Source organism: Mesorhizobium sp. B2-3-7, from assembly GCF_006442695.1.
Classification (GTDB): domain Bacteria; phylum Pseudomonadota; class Alphaproteobacteria; order Rhizobiales; family Rhizobiaceae; genus Mesorhizobium.
Map to the genome: position 1 here is coordinate 1 of NZ_VFVV01000010.1, position 19635 is coordinate 19635.

Sequence of the window (19635 nt, forward strand, 5' to 3'; positions counted from 1 at the left end):
CCCAGCCAGCATGTTGAATCAGATTTGCAAGCCTTAGGGAATCCCACCCGATTCAGCCTCAATTCATTCCGCTCTAGCGGCAGGTTCCCCCGCGTTTCGCCAAGACGTCGGCATGTGACATGGGGCTCAGCCAGGACGCCGGGAAAGTGCTTCAAGGCTTTCCACGCCCGAAAGCGGGTGCGGTCGTCACCTGCCAATATAGGCGGCCAGTTCGTCGGGCGTCCCGTTCGGGAAGGCCTGTTTTAGAAAGTCCATGAACGCCGACACTCGCGCGCTGAGCAGCCGTCGAGAGGGGTAGAGCGTCCATAGAGCGATCTCGGGGCCGTCGATCTCCCCCCAACTTACCAGTGTGCCGTCAGCCAGGTCGTGGCTCACCAACGAAATGGGAAGACGTGCCGCACCGACGCCGGCCCGCACCGCGTCCCGGACCATGATGAGCGTCGACAAAGCGACGACCGGCTCGATCCTGATCGTTGACCGGCCGCCTTGTGTCTTCACGTGCAATGTCTGCAGATCGCCTGCCCCGCGCGCAACGCCAGGAGCGGCGAGTCCACCGGTCGGGCGAGGAAGGTCGGGGCGAGCCACCACGACCAGACGATCGCGCAGAAACGCCCGTCCGACCAGGCTTTCGTCGGGATCCGGATTGACCCGGATCACCAGGTCATAGCCTTCCTCGATCATGTCCACGGCCCGGTCCTCGGTCGTGACCTCCAGCCTCACCTCCGGATATTTGAGGGCAAACCCCGCGGCGATCCTTCCCATTGCGGTCTGAGAAAAATGCAAAGGCGCGCTGATCCGCAGCCTCCCCTTGGGTCTCTGACCGCCCGAGGCAATCGCCGAAGCGGTCTCGTCGAGTTCGGCGAGCAACGCTCCCGTCCGCTCGAAGAGCGCCCGTCCTTCTTCGGTGAGCTTGAGGTTACGCGCACCCCGTTCAAACAGGCGCAGATCAAGACTGCTTTCCAGTTCGCCAACGCGCCGGGACAGGGTTGCCTTGGGCCGGCCGGTGGCCCTTGCCGCTTTGCCGAAGCCGCCATGACGGGCAACGAGATTGAAATCGGCGAGGGCAAGGAGGTCCATGTGTGTTCCACCAGTGAGACGACGTGTCTAAAATTTCCGCCTGTTGGGCTGTTAGTGAGCCACACATATTGGAGCTGTCAAGCAATCCAACAGGAGAAATTTCATGACCATTCTCGTTACCGGCGCCACGGGCAACATTGGCCGCCAAGTCGTCGAACATCTCGTCAAGCGCGACGCAGATGTGCGTGCTCTCGTCCGCGATCCGTCGAAAGCCAACTTCCCGGCAGGCGTCTCCGTCGTGCAAGGCGACTTTCTCGATGTCGATTCGCTGCGGAAAGCCATGTCCGGAGTCTCTACTCTGTTCCTCTTGAACGCCGTGGTACCGGACGAATTCACCCAAGCTTTGGTCGCGCTCAACGTCGCCCGATCTGCCGGCATCGAGCGGATCGTCTATCTGTCGGTGGTCCACGCTGACGTCTATGTGAACGTACCCCATTTCGCGGGCAAGTTCGGCGTCGAGCGCATGATCGAGGAGATGGACTTCAAGGCTACGATCTTGCGCCCGGCCTACTTCATCCAGAACGATCTGATGATCGAAGACGTCATCACCGGCCACGGCACCTACCCAATGCCGATCGGCGCCAAGGGGCTCGCCATGATCGACGTGCGTGATATCGCCGAGATCGCCGCCCTCGAGTTGCTGCGCCGCGAACAGTCTTCCGAGCCGCTTGCGCTCGACCGAATCAACCTCGTCGGCCCGGAGACACTGACCGGGACGGATATCGCCGCAATCTGGTCAGAGGTGCTTGGCCGCCCGATCAACTACGGCGGCGACAATACCGAAGGCTTCGAGCAAAATCTCAAGCAGCTCTTGCCCGCCTGGATGGCCTACGACATGCGCCTGATGGGCGAGCGGTTCTTGACCAACGGGATGCTGCCTGAGGCCGGCGACGTCGAGCGCCTGACCGCCTTGCTCGGACGCCCACTGCGCCCATATCGCGACTTCGCCTCGGCGATCGCTGCCTCCGCTTGACGGAAGCAAGGACAAGCAACGGGGATAGGCCGTCTAGCCCGGCATCTCCAGCCCAAGCGCCTCGATCATCGCCGGGTCCAGGGCGCGCGTGGTGTCGTCCATCATGCCCATGCCGTCGAAGAGGGCCCAGAAGGCCCAGGCAAAGCCGAACGACTCTGCGCTTTGCCTGACGTCGGCGATGTAGCGGGCGCGGTCGGGATCGGGCGCGGCGACGTAGCGGGCGTCGGTGCGCAGCGCGCCGAACTCGCCCATGATGATGCGTTCGGGCGCGATGTCATGGCTATCCGCCCAATCGCGCGCCTGGCTAAGGTATCTGTCGATGAACCAGCGGCCGGGCTGGGCGTCAAAATAGACCTTCAGCACGCGCTCGGTTTCCGCGTAGGCGGCTTTCTTGTCCGCTTCGGAGGTTTCGGCGTCCTCGGCCATGCGCGCCCGCACCGAAGCTAGCGTCGCCTCGAGCGAACCGGCCGAGGCGGGCCACGGCACGTTGTTGAGCGAACGGTAGACGGGTTCGCTCATCCACGGCGCGCCCTGGTGGCTGAACAGGTAGGGCTCATAGAAGTGGAAGGTGAACAGGATCGGTTCGAAGCGCGAGAGCGGCGCCGGATCGAGCGCGGTCAGCCCGCTCACCATGGAGCCGCAGCCACCGGTCACGACCAGCGGCAGGGTAACGGACGATGCCCTGGCTTCGGTCAGGAGCGCGAACTGGACCTGCGACCAGACGTTGGACTCGCAGGATTGCTGCGGCTCGTTGACCGGCTCCAGCGCGACCTTGCCCGATGGAAACCGCGCCAGCCGGCCGGCAAGCTCGCCGATCAGCGTCCGATAGAGATCGAAGGCGGGCGCGGCAGTGCTGGAGACCATGCGGTCCGGATTCCAATAGTGGGTCGCGCTATTGGCCTGCACGTTGACGATGATGCCGAGGTCGGCGTCGAGAGCGGCGGTGACCGCCCGATCGAGCATCGCCAGCAAACGGCCGCGCGTGCCGGCATCGCCGGCCAGGAACGGGCCAGGATCGACCGGCAGGCGGATGAAATCGAGACCTGTCGCGCGCAGCCTGCGCAGATCGGCCGCCGTCGGCACCGGCCGCTGCTGGAATGGAGGCCAGTCGTAGTCGGTACGGGGTGCGGGGAATTCGCGCGTCAGCGAAAACCAGGGGAAGGCGTTGACGCCGCGCCGGAAGCGCCATTCGCCGGTGGCGGCCAGGCTGGACGACACGGGAGAAAGCGGCGCGAACAACGCCGCCGTGGACAGCGCCGCTCCGAGAACCCGCCGGCGCGACCACGTCGTCATGCGTGCGAGGGATGGTCGACCGGAACGGCCTCGCCGGCGACGACGCCGAGCAGCCGGAAGGCTTCATTCTCATAGGCCAGCAGCACGTCTTCCCAGCGGAAGGCTTCGCGGGCGCGCGCCCTGGCGGCCTCACCGCAACTCTCGACCAGGGCGTCGTCTTCGATGGCCCGATCGATCCGGCCGGCGCAAGTGCCGGCATCGGTGAAATAGAGGGCGGCGGCGCCCGCGGTCCATCTGTTGTAGGGATTGTCGTGGGCGATCACCATGTTGCCGGCCGCCAGCGCCTCGACCAATGACGGGTTGGTGCCGCCGACCGTGTGGCCATGCATATAGGCGCGCGCGTGGTACCGCAGCGCCTTCACGGTCGCCTGGTCATAGATGGCCCCGGGCAGGACCACCGAGCCGTTCGCGGCCTTGCGGATGGCGGCGTGATAGGGGATTTCATCCGAGAGCGTTCCAAGCACCACCAGCTTCATGTCGCGCTTTTTGCTGCAAAAGGCTTCGACGATCGGCAGGATGTTGTTGTCGGGCTCGATGCGCGCGATCGAGATCAGGTACTTTCCAGGTTCGAGCCCGAGCGCTCTGACCGGTGCCTCCGGCGCCGTCGTCACCGGATCGCCGCCATAGGGGATGGTGACGATCGCGCTGCGCGGCCGGCGTGTCGCCAAATGATCGGCGATGACAGGATGATCGGCGACGAGGCGATGCGAGGTCCAGGCGCCGATCCATTCGTTGAGCCAGAACCAGCTTCGCGCCGACAGGCCCCATTTGGGGCGGCGCCATTCGATGCCGTCCATGTTGGTCATGATCTTGCGCCGCATCAGCCTGAGCCAGGTCAGGAAAAGCGCGCCATTGTAACCCAGCACGAGGCACACGCCGGGCCGCCGCACGGCATCGCGCACGCATTGCCAGTCGAATTCCAGCGTCGCGCGCGGACCTTTCGAGGCGACCTGGATGTGGATGAGTTCGATGCCGCGCCAGGTTTCGCTGCGCACCCTGTGCTCGACACGCTCGACTTCGTCCTGGCAGTAAACGCCGACCCTCCAGCCGCGTCCGGCGAGGAAAAGCGCCAGCTTCTCGGCGAAGGTTTCAAAACCGCCGTGGGCCGCGGGTATGCCGCGCGTTCCCAGGATCAGGATGGAGGGCTTTGATGTCATGGCCGACGGGACTTTCCGGAATGTTCATTGCACCAGAACCCACCCTGCGACTTCCAGCCGGGCAAGAGTGGGAGCAACTGTCGCAGAACGTCGTAAAAAATTCTTACCAAACGCCGGAGTTGTTTCATTATCGGTCAACTTTCCGGGCGTATCTGTATCGAAACGAGGCGTTGCTGGGGTTCCTCGGCCTAACCGCCTGGGAAAGCGGACCGGGCATGATTCTTGCCCCTGGACTTCGGCAGCCATCCGCCTCGCGCGATGCTGGATGGGGTATGAACCTGGCGGGATATTAAGATGCGGATTGCCTGCGTTCATCAGGGCTACGAACTCTATGGCTCCGACCGAAGCTTCGCGGAAAGCGTCGCAGCCCTGCGCGCCGCGTTTCCGTCCGCCGACATCGAAGTCGTGCTGCCGCGCAGCGGGCCGATCGTGCAGATCCTCGAACCGCATGCCAGCCGAATCGTCTTCGAGCCGCTCTGGGTGTTGCGGCGCCAAGCCATCCTGCGCCTCGCGACCGTCGAGATGGCGCGCCTGCCGCTGGCCCTATGGCGGGCATGGCGACGTCTGAGGCAATGCGATCTGGTCTATGTCAACACCTCGATCGTGGCCGACTATGCGCTGGCCGCCCGCCTGCTGCCTCACAAGGCTGTCCTGCATATCCACGAGATCCCCGAAGGTTTCATGCGCACGATCCTGGTCGCCTTGATGCGCTGGAGCCACGCCGACCTGATCTTCAATTCACGCGCCACGCGCGCCGCTTTCGGCATTGCCGGACGTTCACGCACGCATGTGGTCTATAATGGCGTTGCCGGCCCGCCCGCGGTCGAGCCGATGCACTATGACGGCAGCCGGCCGTTGCGGGTGCTGCTGCTCGGCCGCATCAACAGGATCAAGGGCCAGGAAGTGCTGCTCGAGGCGGTCGCCTCGATGCCGCCGGAATTGCGCTCGCGCATCGAAGTGCGGCTGGTGGGCGGCGCTTTCGAAAGCACCGAGCGCGAACTGGCCTTGGCCGAGCTGGTGAACACCATGGGATTGGCCGATCGCGTCAGCGTGCTGCCGTTCATACCGGACCCCTCGCAACACTACCGCTGGGCCGACATCGTCACCGTTCCGTCGCGGCGCCCGGAATCGCTGGGCCGCGTCGCCATCGAGGCGATGGCCTATGGTCGGCCGCCACTGGTATCGGCGATCGGCGGGCTGGTCGAGGTGGTCAGCGACGGGGAGACCGGCTGGCATGTTCCGCCGAACAACGCCGCCGCCCTTGCCGCGAAATTGCAGGCGATCATCCTGCGGCCCGAGGCCTGGCGCGGTTTTATTGCCGCCGGCCGCGCGCGCTACGAGACAGTCTTCAGCGAACCGGTCGCAGCGGCCGCGATCGCGGCGATCGCCGCCGACAAGCTGAAAGTGACGATGGCGAGGCCGGGCAGGCCGGCAACCGCCCGCCAGGCGGAGACCCGGCCGTGAAATTCCCGGTCCATCTGCTGCGACGCCTCGTGCTGATGGTCGGCGGCGAGGCGATGCAGAGCGGCTTTCACTTTGCCCTCAACATCGCGCTGCTGCACATGCTGTCGGCGCAAGGTTACGGTCTCTTCGCCATCGGCATGGTGATGGGCGGCGTCGGCCTGTCGTACATCCGATCGCTCACCGCCGTCCCCGCCTCGATATGGATGGGCAAGAGCACCAACAGCGCCGGCGTCGATGCCCATGACGTGGCCTTCGGAACAGCGGCGCTTGTGGTGTCGCTGCTGATGGCGGGCAGCACGGCGATCCTGATGCATCTCCTGGGCGATCCGAGCGGCATCGCCGCCGGCTGCTTCGTCGGCGCATGGTCGCTGCGCAGCCACATGCGCACGGCACTGTTCGCTCGGCGCCAGCAGGTGATCGTCTCCATCAGCGACGCCGCTTTCACGATTGCCGGCATCATCCTGACCGGACTGACCATGTGGTTGGCGAAGGACGCGCTGCAAACCGTGTTTTATGTGCTTGCGGCCGCAAATCTGCTCGGCATCGTCGTCCTGGTTCGGCTGGCGCGCCGCACACCTCGCATCAGCTTCCGCATGCCGACGCGCCGCCGCTATACAAGGCTCTGGCCGCAGCTGCGCTGGTCGGCGTTCAGCGCGACCACCACAAACATCCAGGGTCAATGCCTGGCCCTGCTGGTCGCGGGCATTGCCGGACCCGCCGCTTACGCGCCGCTGGCGGCGGTCCTCGTGCTGTTTGCCCCACTGCGCATCATCAGCCTTGCTCTCTTCAACATGACGCAGCCGGAGCTGGCGAAGCTGATGCGCAATAACGAAACAAGCCGTGTCTGGGCGCAAGCGAAGATCTGGTCGCTGGTCATGGGGATCGGTGGCCTCGTCTATGGATGTGCCATCCTATTCGTCCTGCCGATGATAAAATCCCAGGCCCTCCAGGATGCCTCGGTCGGATTCATCGGACTTTTCGTGATCGCGAATTTCATCCCGGTCATGCTTTATGTCATGCCTCGCATCATCCTTGAGATCCTCGGCGATTTCCGGACCGTCGCGTTCATCACGACCGGTGGCGCAATAATCGGGCTGACGCTGATCGCAATCCTGCTGGCAATCGCGCCTCCGCCGTGGTCGCTGTTGGGTTCCGCGGTCTCCGAAATCTTCGTCCTTGCCGCATCATGGTATTTCGCGCGTCACCGCATATGGAACATCGAGCACCCGGACCAGCGGCGCGACAGCTGGTTGGGCGGGTGGCGGCGGTCGGTCCCGTTCGCCCCGGTAAAACGGTAGCAGAGACCGGTGGCAGGCGAGGCAGTGAGGGTGTAACGGACGCACGCGGCGGGAAGGCCCCGTTTGTCGTCGGCGTCGTCTCACGAATGGCCCCGACGTGGCACGACCGATCGGTGCAATTTCTGAGTGTCCATCAACGCACCGTTCATGCTTTGATGCTAGCGATCGACCTGAGCGCAAGTGCCCAACGTCTCACCGGGCCTCATGGCAGGTCGACGAGCTGGGCACGCGGGCAAAGGTTCGACTAGTTCGGCCATCGGCCGGTAGGCGAAAGCAACGAACATAATGGCGCCAAAGGTCTGGTCCTGACCGAACTTTGCCGTGGTTTAGGATGCGTGGGTATCGCAAGCGCTGCCATTGGTCCGCAACCATGGCTTTCGTGCGCTCCAACGCACGGCTGCCCGGGGCGGTCCTGAGTTGGCGGGGTTTACACTGCTTGCGTGAACGATGTTTATGGCCGGCCGGGAGGACAGGAGAAGCATGTGGCAAGCCACGGGAACGGCTCCCAAGACGGATCTATCCGACGGGTTATTGTCCCCGACTGCCGCCAGCGCCGGTACAGCCGCGCGCTTCAAAGCCCGGCTGCACACCAGCCTCGACACTGTAAAGCCGCTCTGGCTGCGATTTCAGGCCGATGGCGTGTGCACCGCGCATCAGCATTATGCGTGGGTCGAGGGGATCGCCAAACGGCTGATGCCCAAAGGCGCGGAACTGCTTGTCGTCGAGGTGAACGACGCCGCCACGGGCGCGCCGGTCATGCTTTTGCCGCTGATGCGGCGCCGGGCGCTGGGCCACTCCGTGATCGAATGGTTGAGCTGCGGCGTCTGCGATTATTCGGCACCGCTGCTGGCGGATGACAGGGCATGGACCAGGCAAGGCGCCGACGCCGCATGGGCGGCAGTCCGCGCCGTGCTGCCACCGGCGGATCGCATCCATATCTTGGGAATCCCGCAACAGATCCAACGAGTCGCCAATCCTCTGGCGCTGCTTTCGGCGGCGCACGATTCTCTCCAGATCACCTCCGGCCTTGTCCTGCACGGCGAACCGGAAACGCTCATCAAGCGCATCTGCAGGCCCTCCTTCGCCAAGAGCTTTCACAAGCATTGCCGCCGCCTCGAAAAGCTCGGTGGCCTGAGCCTGGTCGAGGCCGACACGCCGGCGCTTACGGAAACGCTCTTTGACACGCTCCTTGAACTGCGACTGAAGCGGTTTCGCGAGCTCGGCCGTTTCGACCTCTTGACGCAGGAACCCGTCGTCGACTTCTACCGAGTTGCCGCGCTGCATGGCCTTTCCGACGGCTCGGTGCGCATCTTCGGATTGCGCGGAGGGGAAGCCTGGCTCGCCGTCATCTATGTACTGGTCAGGAAAGGCACGCTCCATACCCTGTTGCTCGGGATCGACCAGAATGCCGTCGCCCCGCCGGGACTGACGACATTTGGCAAGCTGATGATGTGGGGGCGCGGGCACGGGTTCGACTATTTCGACCTTTCGGTCGGCAGCCAGGGCTATAAGGAGCACATCGGCGCCGCCAGTTCGGTGCTGGCGGAACTGTGCCAGTCGATGACACTGCGGGGATGGGGCGCCACCGCCTACATTTCGCTGCGCTGCCGGATCGAGCTTTTCATTCGCTCCAAACCGCGGCTGCTCAAGGCCGGCCAAGGCCTGGTGCGCGGCCTGCGCCGCTTGCGCTGACAGGCAACCGAGCTGATCCGCAATGAACCGTAAAACGTACAGCATCGATTTGCAGGACCGGTCGAGAGGACGCATCGCGAGGGCGCTGCGGTTCGTCCGGCAGCAAGGAATCCTCGAACCGTTCCGGCTCGTGCGACGGCATGGCCTTGGTGACAGCGGCCGCTTCGTCGCACGCAACATCCGCCATCTCGTTGCCGACCGGCTGGCGCGCCAGTGGGATCGCGACAATGGCGTCGACACGGCGGGTTCGATCCGGCTCGACGCGCTCGATGTCGTCGGACCGCACCGGGACCAGGGCAATGAATGCGTCTGCACGTCGCCCAGATCCTTCGCCTTCATCATGGACAGGCTGACGGACGATCTTGCAGACTACACCTTCATCGATATCGGTTCGGGCAAGTCGCGCACGCTCCTGCTGGCCTCGCATTACCCGTTCGCCGCGATTGTCGGTGTGGAGTTCGCGCGGGAGCTCGTCGCAATCGCCCGGCGCAACATCGAGCGATACAAGAGCCCGGCCCAGAAATGCCGCCAGATTGCAGTTATCGAAGCGGATGCCGCGACGTATGAGTTCCCGCCGACGCCGCTGCTGGTCTATTTCTACAATCCCTTTTCCAGGGACGTGTTCGAAATCGTGCTGGGCAATCTCATGTCGTCGCTGGAACGGCACCCGCGGCCCTGCCTCGTCGTTTACGGCAGTTCGAGCCACAGGGCCATCGAATGGGCGAAGCCCGCCATCCACGATGCCGGGTCTTTCCACCAACGCGTGACGCCGCCCATGCCGCGTTTCCTCGACGCGGTGCGGACCATCGATTACGCGATCTTCGACTACCGGCCATCATAAAGGGCGATTTTGTCAGGGCCGGCGGCCGGCCGGGTTCAGCAGCCGTTTCGTCAGCACCCGCCATGCCGTCAGCGGCAGTTCGATCAGCCCCGGCAGCAGATCGTTTGAGGCGAACGCCGCCCAGGATCGAACCGTCGCGAAGGAGTTGACATAGGCCGCGATGCCAAGCCTGCCGCCCAGCATCAGCGTCACGGATGAAACAGCGTCGCGGGCCAGATACATCCATGCCGTTCCCGGGCGAGCGGTAGCGGCTGCGGTGGCCCGGCCGTTCACTGTCTCCCACAGCATCGCGCCCAGGTCGACGCCGGCAGGCGCGCAAAGTCCGAACCACGACCAGGGGCGCGGATTGACGTCGAGAAGCTTGAGCGTGCCGTCGCGACAATCGTGCTTGAATTCGACCTCGACCAGGCCGCTATGGCCGATCGACGACAGCAATGTGCGCGCGGCAGCGACGGCGCGGGGCTCGTCGACGATCTCGACGAAGGTGCTGGTATAGCCGAAGTCGACCGGATACTGCCGCGAGCGGCGCGCGGTGAACTCCGCGATCGGCTTGCCCTCGTTCCAGAGCGCGGCGTAAGAGAATTGGCTTTCTCCCCCGCCCGGCACGCGCTCCTGCACGACGACGTTTTGGCCGCCGACCTGTTCGGCCGCGTCGCGATAGGCGGCAAGAAACGAGGCCCTGTCGTCGGCCTGGACGACCTTGGCCCTGGCGATGCGGGTGTTGCCGCCGCCCATGTGAGGCTTGAGAACGACCGGAAAAACCATGTCCAGGGATGAGGCCTGCGCCATGGATGCGATGTCATAGGTCCTTGGAATGGACAGCCGCAACTCGGTTGCCCGCCTGTAGAGGAGAGGCTTGTCGCAGACCCACTGCAACGCATCCCAGGAAGGCAGCAAGATCTTATAGATCGCCGACAGGGCGGCGAGGTTTTCCGAGACCAGGCGAACCTCTGGATCGGCGGCCGGGATCAGGAGGCATCCCTCCAGCCGGTGTTTAGGCGCCGCTTCCAGCAGAAACGGCAGTGCCCGCTCATCGTTTGGGCCGGGCCAGCGGATGGTGGCTCCGACAAATCGCGACCAGCCCGGCAGCGGCGAATCATTGGTGATGTAGGTGAGGGGCACTTTTTGCGCGCCGAGGCTGCGCGCCAGGGCAAGCGTGCCGTGCGCGCCCCCAAGAAACACTGCGCCTGACGTCGCCAAGCCTACATCCTCACATGCTGTCCGGCACGGCCGGTTGCCCAGCTCTTCCGCTTTGACAGGCGAGAGCCCCGCCTGATCGCGCTGATACATGGCGGGGCCCGCGATGCTCAACGCGGCTTCGGGCCGGCGGGAACCGAGGCTTCGCCCAGTCTCACGGTGGAGCGCCGTGCGTTCTGCCCCTTGCTTCTGGCAGTGCGTATGAAACGGGTGACGGCCTGCGCCGCATACGGGGTGGCGGCGGTGAAACGCATCAACGGGCCAAAACTCGCGACCGCGCTGGCGCCGACAAAATGCAGGCCGGGAATGTTCGATTCCAGTCCCGTGGAAAGGACAGGCGATCCGTCGCGGCAGGCGATCGCATCGAGGAAATCGGGGGCGAAGAGCCCGAGCTTGCCGATGTCTATGCGATAGCCGGTCGCGAGCAGGACGTGATCGTAAGCGGTCGAGCCGTTCTCGAACCGCAAGTCTAGTCCGGAGTTGCTGGCGGAGGCGCCGACGATCACGCGGCCGGCCTTGACCTTGATGCCGCCGAAGTCCGGCCGCAGCCAGCCTGACGCGCCGGCCCTGAGGCCACGCGCATTGACCCAGCGTCGCGCCGCCGCCGGCAAACCATGCACGAGACCCGGCGCCTCGATCAGCCAGGACAGCGGGAACGGGCCGACGCGCGAGGGCGACGCCAGGAGTTCCTCGGCGGCGCCGAGCACATTGCGGCCCCGGCTGCTGGACGGCGCGCCCAGCCAATGGATGTCGCCCCGGCAGACGAGTTCGACGTCGGCTCCCGCCTTTCTCAGCAGGACGGCGGATTCGCAGGCGCTCTGTCCGCGTCCGACAACGGCGACATGCTTGCCGGCAAAGGCTTCGAATCCAATGTGCGCGCTGGTGTGGCTGACCAGTTCGGAGGGCAGGCCGGTGAAGGCGGCGGGCACCAGTTCCTGGTTCTTCAGGCCCATGGCGACGACGACGCGGCCGGCGCGAACCGCATCGCCGTCGGCAAGGATCAGCCGGAATCCCGCATTGGTCCGTTCGACACGGCTCACCATGCGCGTGTCGAGATCCGGAACCGCCTGAGCCTGAACCCACATTCCATAGTCGACGAAATCTTGCCGCAGTAATGGCTCGCGCAATTGGACGCGCTGGCCGCTGGCGTAGGAATCGAGGGAGAGCGGGCCGTTCGGGTTGCCGATAAAGGTTGCGCGCCAGGGCGAGCGAAGCCGCATGCCCCGAGGCATGTTCTCGCGCCAAAAGCCCATCGGGCTGCCAAAGGCAAGCACGTCTACATCAGCTGCCCTGAGCGCCGTGGCGACGCCAAGTCCGAAAGGTCCGGCGCCGACAACAGCCACTTCACAGTCATTGCTTCGCACGGAAGCGGTCATGAACCTTGTTCTCCTGGATGGCCGCGCCATCCCCGCGCCGCTCTGACGCATTGGCGCCGCGGCCGGAGCCCGCCCTATTCCTAGGCGCGCCGAGGTTAACAATGCGGAAAGCAGAAGCGCCGAGCCGCCTCGGCGCATATGCCAAACAAGATGTCATATTGTTCCAGCCCACAGGTTCGCGGACATAATCGAGCCGATGCCGTCGGCTATGCTTGCGTCTTGCAGGGAAGCCGCCGCGGCGAGGAAATTGACACCCGCGCCGCTCTCCGCCATCCTTGGGGCCAGTCGCCGGACCGCGAAGAGCGGTCGAGTTCCGTGTCAGGGCGACCGAGGGCGAAGCGCATGTCCAGTGCCGTGAACAGCCAGAACTCCAAGCGTGCCGCGGTGCGCAAGGCGCTCGACCGCCACAAGGTCTACATCACCGCGCAGAGTTTTTCAGGCGGCACCTATAGGGCGCGCGTGCTGGTCGATGGCGAGGCCTACTGGGTCGACGAATTCCGCTTGAGCCAGCTGCGGCAGGGCCTGTCGCCCGCTGAGCTCGAACTGACGCCGGCGGCCGACGATTGAGCGTGGTGACTGGTTGGCAGCGACGTTTCGGCTAGTCACCCTGATACATGCCGCATCGGACCGTTCGAGCAGGCATGGCGCTCTGTTGTTGCAATTGGCTGGCTTGCGACGGTCGATGCCATGACGACGCCCTCCAAGCTCAAACCTTACCGCGCCAAGCGCGAATTCTCGAAGACGCCGGAACCGGCGGGTGGGTTGATCGCCGAGGAGGGCAACCGCTTCGTCGTCCACAAGCACCATGCCACGGCGGATCACTACGACCTGCGCCTTGAGGTCGGCGGCGTGCTGAAGAGCTGGGCGGTGCCGCGCGGACCTTCGCTCAATCCGGCCGACAAAAGGCTGGCGGTCGAGACCGAGGACCATCCGCTCGAATATATCGACTTCGAGGGCGTCATTCCCGAAGGCGAGTATGGCGGCGGGCCGATGATCGTCTGGGACACGGGCAGCTGGGCGCCGATGGAGGATGTCGAGAAGAGCTTGCGCACCGGCGCCTTCAAGTTCCGGCTGGCCGGGAAAAAGCTCAATGGCGGCTGGATGTTGACCAGGCTGAAGCCGAAGCCCGGCGAAGAGGAGGGCAAGAAGAATTGGCTTCTGTTTAAGGAGCGCGATCTCGCTTCCAATCCCACGCTCGACATCCTCGAAGAGCGGCCGGAGAGCGTGAAATCCGGCCGCCGTATCGAGGAGCTGGTGGCGCCGCCGCCGGCCAAGGCTGCGCCAAGGCCCGGCACGCTGAAGCCCGGCGCCTTGCCCGGCGCGGTCAAGGCCTCTCCCGCCGCCCGCATAGAGCCGCAGCTGGCGACACAGGTGCCGAAACCGCCGGGCGGTGACGATCCTGGCGACCGCACCGGCGAGTCCTGGCTGCATGAGATCAAGTTCGACGGCTACCGCACCATGGCGCATCTGACAGGTGGCGAGGTCAGGCTGATCACCCGCGGCGGCATCGACTGGACCAAGCGTTATGGCGATCTGCCGCATGCCTTCGCCAAGCTGCCGTGCCGGGAGGCCATCATCGACGGCGAGATCGTCGTGCTCGACGGCAAGGGCATTTCCCGCTTCGCGCTTCTGCAGGACGCGCTGGCGGAGGGCGCCGGCAGCAAGCTGCATTTCTACGCCTTCGATCTCCTGCATCTCGACGGCTGGGATTTGCGCAAGGCGCCGCTGGAAAGGCGCAAGGCGCTGCTGGCCGAACTGCTCGCCGGCCTGCGCGCCAACTCCGCGATCCAGTACAGCGATCACGTGGGCGGCGACGGGCAGGGGCTTTACGACCAGGCCTCGGAGCTTGGCCTGGAAGGCGTCGTCTCCAAGCGCGCAACCGCGACCTACCAGAGCGGCCGCACGAAGAGCTGGACCAAGACGAAGGCGCTGCAAACCGGCGATTTTGTCATCGCCGGCTACACCGTTTCGGATGCAGCCGAGGGGCTGGCGGCGCTTGGCCTTGCCGAATTCGAGGACGGCGAGCTTCACTATCGCGGCAAGGTCGGCACCGGCTTCGACGCCGAGACCGCGGCCGATCTTCTGGCCCGGCTGGAGCCGCTCACATCAGGCGCCATGGCGCCCGAAGGCGCGCCGCGCGAAATCATGCGCGAGATGCATTGGGTGAAGCCGCTGTTTTCAGCCCATATCCATTACGCCAACCGCACGGCGGACAATGCTCTGCGCCATGCGGTGTTTCGCGGCCTCAGGGATGTCGGCCTCTCGACGCCGGTTTCGGCCAAGCGCAAGCGGCTGATCGCGGAGGCTGACCTCGCCACGATCTGGGTAACCAACCCGACCAGGCGCCTGTTCGGCAAGACCGGGCCGACCAAACTCGACATCGCCGTCTACTACGCGCTGGTCGGAGATTTCATGCTGCCGCATATTCTAGGGCGTCCAGTGTCGCTGGTGCGCTGCCCGACCGGCCTGCCGAAGGACTGCTTCTTCCAGCGCCATGCCTTCACCGGCATGCCGCCTTCGGTTGCCACCTTCGAGGCGACCAATTCCGAGGGTGAGACCAAATCCTACCTCTCGGTCGAGGGCGCAAAGGGCTATCTGGCGCTGGCGCAGTTCGGCGTGGTCGAGTTCCACACCTGGGGTACGCATCGCACCAGCCTCGACAGGCCCGACCAGATCGTCTTCGATCTCGATCCGGGCGAAGGGATCTCCTGGCGCGAAGTGGTGGAGGCCGCGGTGCACATCAAGGGCGAACTGGAGAGGCTGGGGCTGGTCCCCTTCGCCAAAACCTCGGGCGGCAAGGGCATCCATATCACCGTGCCGGTGACCGCCAGGCAGAACTGGAAGACGCTGCACCAGGCGACCAGCGCTATTTCCACGCATCTGGCGGCAAGCGCGCCTGACACCTTCACCACCACAATGGGCAAGGACAACCGCAAGAAGCGCATCTTCATCGACTATCACCGCAACGCGCGCGGCCACACCTCCGCCGCACCCTATTCGCTGCGCGCCCGCACCAACCTGCCGGCCTCGACGCCGGTGAGCTGGGCGGATCTGGAGACGATCGACGCGCCGCAGGACCTGAACTATGCGTCGCTGCCGGGACTCTTGGAAACGTCGGGCGATCCGTGGGCTGAGATCGACGAGTTTGCTCGGGATTTGCCCACGTTCAAATAAATTGGTTTCCTCTCCCCCGCTTCGCGGGGGCGAGGAAACCCAAGTCCATCGACGCTTTTGACAATTTGAATTATTCTCTACTCGCGGCCCTTCCGGCGTCCTAAAACATTTCGTCAGGATTTGCCGGTAAGGTGCGGGGTCGGTGTAGGATTTGCGCAGCCTTGTTCGTCCTTCGGACGAAAGCGCTGCGAAAAGTTTCAGTGCATGGCCGCGTAGGAGTTCATCATGGCGCCCAGGGCAAGTTGGAAAGGTTACCTCAAGCTCAGTCTGGTGAGCTGTCCGGTGCGGCTATACCCCGCCACCAGCGCCAGCGAGCGCATCTCGTTCAACCAGTTGCACAAGAAGACTCACAACCGCATCAACATGAAGCCGGTCGATCCGGAACTCGGACTGGTCGAGCGTTCGGACCTGGTCAAGGGCTACGAGTACGAGGACAAGCAGTACATCATCATCGACGATAGCGACCTCGACGCGGTGCGCATCGAATCCAACCACACGATGAACATCGAGGCCTTCGTCGACGAGGACGAGGTCGACGTCATCTACCAGGACGCGCCCTATTACATGGCGCCGGACGGCGCGATGGCGGAGGAGACTTTCGCCGTGCTGCGCGAAGCCATGCGCAAATCCGGCAAGCTGGCGATCGCGCGGCTAGTCCTGTCCAGCCGCGAGCGCGTGGTGACGATCGGCGCGCGCGAAAACGGCATGTTCGTGTGCACGTTGAGGAACCCGAACGAAGTGCGCGGCACGGCTGAATATTTCGGCAATATCCCTGCCGGCAACCCGGATCCTGAAATGCTGCAACTCGCCGAAGCGCTGATCAAGCAGAAGGAAACCACCTTCGATCCGAAGAACTACGAGGATCGCTACGAGATCGCGCTGATGGCGATGATCCGCGAGAAGCTGAAGGGCCACAAGCCTATCATCGCGGCGGCACCCGAGCGCGGCAACGTCATCAATTTGATGGATGCGCTGAAGGCGAGCCTGTCGCAGTCGCAGTCGAAGCCGCCGGCCAAGTCGAAGAGCAAGGCCGACGAGAAGCCCGCCGCCAAGGCCAAGACGGCCGCGGGCGGCGCTGCTGAAAATCCGCTGAAAGCCAACCTGCTGAAGGCGGTCGGCAAGAGCAAGAAGTGACGGCACCAGCCGGCGCTATATTCGGCACGATCGGCGCGCTGGCGGCGTTTCCGCTCAGGCTGGCGGCGCGCGAGGTCGCGCGCCAGCATGGCGAACTCAGGCGCGGTGTCATCCGGCGCACCACGCATGTCGTGTTCGGTCGCGGTCTGCTGCTCAAGGCCGGGCTGGTCAAAGCCGGGCTCACGAAGACCGGCGATGTCGAGGTCGAACGCCGCGTCGCCGCCGAGCGCGGCGCCGGGCGCACATTGCTCAGCGAGAACGGTTTTCTGCGCCTGCTCGGACTGATGAAGGCGCCTGAGGCCTCCTCGCTGTCGCGGCAATCGCTGATCGATCAGTCGCAGCTATCCGGCGCCGACCTCGATCTCTTGTCGCTGTTCGATGCCTTCGAACATGACTCGGAACCCTATTCCTTCCGCGACCTGATCCTGGCGCGCAAATATGCCGGGCTGGTCGCCGGCGGCGCGACATGGGGCGCGATCGCGCGCTCGGTGCATCGTTCCGGCCCGGTGGCTTCGCTCACCGCCAAGTCGCTCGCGGTCGGCTCGGCATCCGGGCGGCCCGATGCGATCTATCTGGATGGCGGCGAGAGCGAGCTCGACGGGCAATTGCTGTTCGATCTCGGCGCCTCCGACGACGATCCGCTGGAAGAGCTGTTCGCCGAGGCCGAAGCGGCGGAGGAGGGCGGCGACCATGATGGTGCCGCCGCGCTCTACCGGCGCTGCCTTGCCATCGATCCAGGCGACGCGATCGCAGCCTTCAACCGCGCCAACTGCCTGCGCGCCGGCGGCCACCCGGCGGAAGCGGCCCATGACTATGCGCGCGCGATCAAGCTCGATCCGGCTTTCGTCGAGGCCTGGTTCAATCTCGCCGGGCTGATGAGCGAGGAGGGCAAGACGGCGTCGGCGCGAAGGCACTTGTGGAAGGCGATCGCGCTCGACGGCAATTACGCCGATCCGGTTTTCAATCTCGCCCGGCTCGAATTCGACGCCGGCAATCTGCTGGAAGCGCGGCGGCTGTGGGCGCGGTATCTGGAGCTCGACGCGGAGTCGGAGTGGGCTGGAGTTGCGGCCAAGGGCGTGCAGTTCGTGGACATGCAGCTGGCGCGGACGGCGGGCTAAGGCTCTTTTCCTTCTCCCCTGTGGGAGAAGGTGGATCGGTGCGCAGCGCCGAGACGGTTGAGGGGTGCGTCACGGAATGAGGCGTTTGCGTTCCCTGGAACACCCGTCATCCGGCCGAGCTTCGCGAGACCACCCCCGGGGCGAGCCAACGGTCTCGCCGCCCTTCGGGTCCCACAAGGGGAGAAGGGGTCACCAACGCCGAGCCACGGGAGCCCTATTCCATGACCACCTTCCTCTTCGACGGCGACGACACAGCTCCCGTCACCATCCTGCTCGCGCATGGCGCTGGCGCGTCGATGGATTCTCCTTCGATGACCGCCACCGCCAAGGCGCTGGCGGCAGTAGGCTTTCAGGTCGCGCGGTTCGAGTTCCACTATATGGCGTCCCGCCGCTATGGCCACCGCAAGCCGCCGCCGCGCGCCGAGACAGTGAACCCGGAATACATCAAGGCGATCGCCGACCTCAGGGCGAGGGGCGTGACCGGGACGTTGATCATCGGCGGCAAATCGATGGGCGGTCGCGTCGCCTCGATGGTGGCGGACGAGATGTTTGCCAGGGGCGAAATCTCGGGCCTGCTTTGCCTCGGCTATCCCTTCCACCCGCCCGGCAAGCCCGAGCAGTTGCGGACCAAGCATCTGGCCGGGTTGACGATACCGACGCTGATCTTCCAGGGCACGCGCGACGAGTTCGGCACGCCCGACGAGATTGCCGGCTATGGGCTCTCCGACAGCATCGAGGTCGTATGGTTGGAGGATGGCGATCACGATCTGAAGCCGCGCAAGAGCATCTCGGGGTTTTCGACCGCCGATCATCTGAAGACGCTGGCCGAAACGGTGAAGGCTTGGACGGGCAAGCTCGTCTCTTGACCCGCCGATGAAAATCGCCTCCTTCAACATCAATAACGTCAACAGCCGACTGAAGAATCTGCTGACCTGGCTGGCGGCGGCAAGACCCGATGTCGTCTGCCTGCAGGAGTTGAAGGCGCGCGATATGCAGTTTCCGCGCACTGCCCTGGCCGATGCCGGCTACGGCGCGGTGTGGAAGGGGGAGCCGACCTGGAACGGCGTCGCCATACTGGCGCGGGGCGCCGAGCCGGTGCTGACGCGCGATGTGCTGCCCGGCGACGATGCCGACAGGCAGAGCCGCTACATCGAGGCGGCGGTGAACGGAATCGTCATCGGCTGCCTGTACGCGCCGAACGGCAACCCGCGACCGGGACCGAAATTCCAGTACAAGCTCGCCTGGCATGACAGGTTCGCCGCGCATGCGGCACAACTGCTCGACACCGGTCTGCCGGTGGTGCTGGCGGGCGACTACAACATCGTGCCCGAGCCGCGCGATATCTATGCCACGCGCTCCTACGACGATAACGCGCTGGTACAGCCGGAAAGCCGGGCAGCCTTTGCGGCGCTCATCGAGCAAGGCTGGACGGACGCACTGCGCAAGGTGTACCCCAAAGAGACGCTCTACACCTTCTGGGATTACCGGCGGAACCGCTGGCCGCGCGATGCGGGCTTGCGGCTCGACCATATCCTCCTGTCGAAGAAGCTCGCCCGCAAGCTCAAGGCTGCCGGCATCGACCGCGACGTGCGCGGTGAGGACGGCGCCAGCGACCACGCGCCGGTGTGGGTGGAGTTGCGGTGAGGGGCGGCGTTTGGCGAAGCAGAATGCCCGCTCTCTTTTTCTCCGCCCTTCGGCGACAGCGACCATACAGTATACGGCGCAGAGTAAAATACGGCTCCCTAGCAGTAGACAGTCATTCTGATGGAATTGCCGTGCTTTTGCGTCCGCAAAAGCTCCACTTTCGATTGGGCGAAACTCGTTGAAGAATCCGGAGCTTA

16 protein-coding genes are annotated in these 19635 nt (G+C 64.7%); 11 read left to right on the forward strand and 5 right to left on the reverse strand.

The genetic code is table 11. From position 1 onward, the window contains the following. Positions 1 to 186: 186 nt before the first annotated feature. On the reverse strand, positions 187 to 1077 hold the full coding sequence (locus FJ940_RS19680; protein WP_140521434.1) for a LysR family transcriptional regulator: 891 nt from the start codon (positions 1075 to 1077) through the stop codon (positions 187 to 189). Positions 1078 to 1180: 103 nt separating this feature from the next. Here FJ940_RS19680 and FJ940_RS19685 point away from each other — a divergent pair, with 103 nt between their 5' ends. Then, complete coding sequence (locus FJ940_RS19685) at positions 1181 to 2050, forward strand: NmrA/HSCARG family protein (RefSeq protein WP_140556369.1); 870 nt, start codon at positions 1181 to 1183, stop codon at positions 2048 to 2050. Between the two features lie 33 nt (positions 2051 to 2083). On the opposite strand, the gene FJ940_RS19690 is transcribed toward FJ940_RS19685, so the two are convergent. Together FJ940_RS19690 and FJ940_RS19695 are read right to left on the reverse strand one after the other, a co-directional pair. After that, positions 2084 to 3343 carry a cellulase family glycosylhydrolase gene (locus tag FJ940_RS19690; protein WP_140516157.1) on the reverse strand — a complete coding sequence of 420 codons (1260 nt, stop codon included), beginning with the start codon at positions 3341 to 3343 and terminating at the stop codon, positions 2084 to 2086. After that, positions 3340 to 4500, reverse strand: a complete 1161-nt coding sequence (locus FJ940_RS19695; protein ID WP_140657612.1) for a DUF1972 domain-containing protein — start codon at positions 4498 to 4500, stop codon at positions 3340 to 3342. The genes FJ940_RS19690 and FJ940_RS19695 overlap by 4 nt, the downstream gene beginning before the upstream one ends. 294 nt (positions 4501 to 4794) lie before the next feature. Between FJ940_RS19695 and FJ940_RS19700 the strand changes: the two genes are divergently transcribed. The 4 genes from FJ940_RS19700 (at position 4795) to FJ940_RS19715 (ending at position 9795) form a co-directional block, all read left to right on the forward strand. After that, positions 4795 to 5964: a glycosyltransferase gene (locus tag FJ940_RS19700; RefSeq protein ID WP_140556375.1), complete on the forward strand. Its 1170-nt coding sequence runs from the start codon at positions 4795 to 4797 to the stop codon at positions 5962 to 5964. After that, entirely contained in the window at positions 5961 to 7262 is a 1302-nt protein-coding gene (locus tag FJ940_RS19705) for a hypothetical protein (protein ID WP_181171789.1), read from the forward strand. Before FJ940_RS19700 ends, FJ940_RS19705 begins: the two co-directional genes overlap by 4 nt. A 480-nt stretch (positions 7263 to 7742) precedes the next feature. Next, positions 7743 to 8954 carry a GNAT family N-acetyltransferase gene (locus FJ940_RS19710; RefSeq protein ID WP_140630568.1) on the forward strand — a complete coding sequence of 404 codons (1212 nt, stop codon included), beginning with the start codon at positions 7743 to 7745 and terminating at the stop codon, positions 8952 to 8954. Positions 8955 to 8976: 22 nt separating this feature from the next. Continuing rightward, a complete protein-coding gene (locus FJ940_RS19715; RefSeq protein WP_140559831.1) occupies positions 8977 to 9795 on the forward strand; it encodes a class I SAM-dependent methyltransferase in 819 nt (272 codons plus the stop codon). Positions 9796 to 9807: 12 nt separating this feature from the next. Here FJ940_RS19715 and FJ940_RS19720 read toward each other — a convergent pair whose 3' ends face one another. Further along, the gene (locus tag FJ940_RS19720; RefSeq protein ID WP_140582519.1) at positions 9808 to 10995 is read right to left on the reverse strand and encodes an ATP-grasp domain-containing protein; all 1188 of its coding nucleotides are present in this window, start codon (positions 10993 to 10995) and stop codon (positions 9808 to 9810) included. A gap of 107 nt (positions 10996 to 11102) precedes the next feature. Further along, entirely contained in the window at positions 11103 to 12368 is a 1266-nt protein-coding gene (locus FJ940_RS19725) for an NAD(P)/FAD-dependent oxidoreductase (protein ID WP_140582516.1), read from the reverse strand. A 342-nt stretch (positions 12369 to 12710) separates the two neighbouring features. Between FJ940_RS19725 and FJ940_RS19730 the strand changes: the two genes are divergently transcribed. The 6 genes from FJ940_RS19730 (at position 12711) to FJ940_RS19755 (ending at position 19438) form a co-directional block, all read left to right on the forward strand. Then, the gene (locus FJ940_RS19730) at positions 12711 to 12935 is read left to right on the forward strand and encodes a hypothetical protein (protein WP_140499061.1); all 225 of its coding nucleotides are present in this window, start codon (positions 12711 to 12713) and stop codon (positions 12933 to 12935) included. A 120-nt stretch (positions 12936 to 13055) separates the two neighbouring features. Further along, complete coding sequence (gene ligD / locus FJ940_RS19735) at positions 13056 to 15542, forward strand: DNA ligase D (protein WP_140499059.1); 2487 nt, start codon at positions 13056 to 13058, stop codon at positions 15540 to 15542. A 225-nt stretch (positions 15543 to 15767) separates the two neighbouring features. Beyond that, positions 15768 to 16676 (forward strand): Ku protein, encoded by a 909-nt coding sequence (locus FJ940_RS19740; RefSeq protein WP_140521443.1) that lies wholly within the window; start codon positions 15768 to 15770, stop codon positions 16674 to 16676. Next, positions 16673 to 17794: a tetratricopeptide repeat protein gene (locus FJ940_RS19745; protein WP_140657614.1), complete on the forward strand. Its 1122-nt coding sequence runs from the start codon at positions 16673 to 16675 to the stop codon at positions 17792 to 17794. Before FJ940_RS19740 ends, FJ940_RS19745 begins: the two co-directional genes overlap by 4 nt. A 221-nt stretch (positions 17795 to 18015) precedes the next feature. Next, a complete protein-coding gene (locus FJ940_RS19750) occupies positions 18016 to 18660 on the forward strand; it encodes an alpha/beta family hydrolase (protein WP_140521445.1) in 645 nt (214 codons plus the stop codon). Positions 18661 to 18667: 7 nt separating this feature from the next. Continuing rightward, complete coding sequence (locus FJ940_RS19755; RefSeq protein ID WP_140516135.1) at positions 18668 to 19438, forward strand: exodeoxyribonuclease III; 771 nt, start codon at positions 18668 to 18670, stop codon at positions 19436 to 19438. Positions 19439 to 19635: the final 197 nt, after the last annotated feature.